Source organism: Mucilaginibacter sp. P5_A4 (assembly GCF_056400605.1).
Map to the genome: position 1 here is coordinate 1 of NZ_JBFUKX010000148.1, position 1,078 is coordinate 1,078.

A 1,078-nucleotide genomic window follows, 5' to 3' on the forward strand; every position below is an offset into this window, starting at 1 on the left:
GTTTTATATACTTATCCATCCAATAATAAGTTGCATCCCGGGGCTGATCTTTGGTACTTAAGGCCTCAAAAGGACGGTCTGCATTGACAGAATTAATTCTTTTTGCAAAAGCTTCGGGAAATTCCTTTGAAAAATCATGCCCAATCACAAAACCAATTTGACAAATAATGTCCAGGTTAAGCTTTTTAGTTTCAAACCAATTGTATAAGGTTCTTCGACTAACATTAAGCTTTCGGGCAATTTCACTTATACCCATATGATCTCGTCGTACAATGCGTTCCACAATTTGGCCGTAATGTAAGTCAATGCATTCAGATGTTTCGACAGTACAACTGTCATTATCTAAATAATTAGTAATCGGGTAATCCATTTTGCTGTACATACTCTAATTGATTTAGGCTAAAAATTAAATTTTTAAAAGACGATGCTTATTTATTAATTTAAAAATGCATGGTGCTATTTAGTTTCAATTTAGTATGAATAACATTTAGGGGAGAAGTTATTCAGAAATCATTGATTTAGGTTCTATTAATTAAATGTTCAGGCGGCCTGGTCTTCTACCTTATAAGCGCCATTGTTTGCAATTGCATTCAATTAATTATACCATAAATTTAAAGATAGTGCGATCACAAATCAACCTATTGGCGGTCATTTTTTGCCTGTAGAAGACACTGTAAAAGAGACAATTATCACGATTTTGTTACCGACTTTTTTGTTCGAAATTAACTATAGATTTACGTGAACCTCCGCTAAAAGTATAATTATTATCCGTAGTGTTAAATGCAGAGAAAAAATTTGCGACAAAGTTTATAAGACCGCGATCATTATAACCTTCGCACTTAAAATTTTTAATATTTATCACAGTTGCTGCCTGCTTATCGGGAAATCCCGATTTGGCTGTAAACTGAATAAAAGGTATTTTATTGAGATATAATCTGCTGAACATCATTTTATAAACATCGTAGCCGGTCATTCCCGGTAATATAATTTCGCAAATCACCAAATCGGGTAATTGTTCTTTTAAACGTTCAAAAGCGCTCATACCATTGTCTGATATTGAAACACGATAACCTTTGGT

2 protein-coding genes are annotated in these 1,078 nt (G+C 33.4%); both read right to left on the reverse strand.

The features are described 5' to 3' along the window. On the reverse strand, window positions 1-382 hold a 382-nt coding region (locus AC1DQW_RS27730; RefSeq protein WP_477457026.1), incomplete at its 3' end, for a helix-turn-helix domain-containing protein. A gap of 318 nt (window positions 383-700) precedes the next feature. Continuing rightward, a partial coding sequence (locus AC1DQW_RS27735) for a response regulator (protein ID WP_477457027.1) occupies window positions 701-1,078 on the reverse strand: 378 nt, incomplete at its 5' end.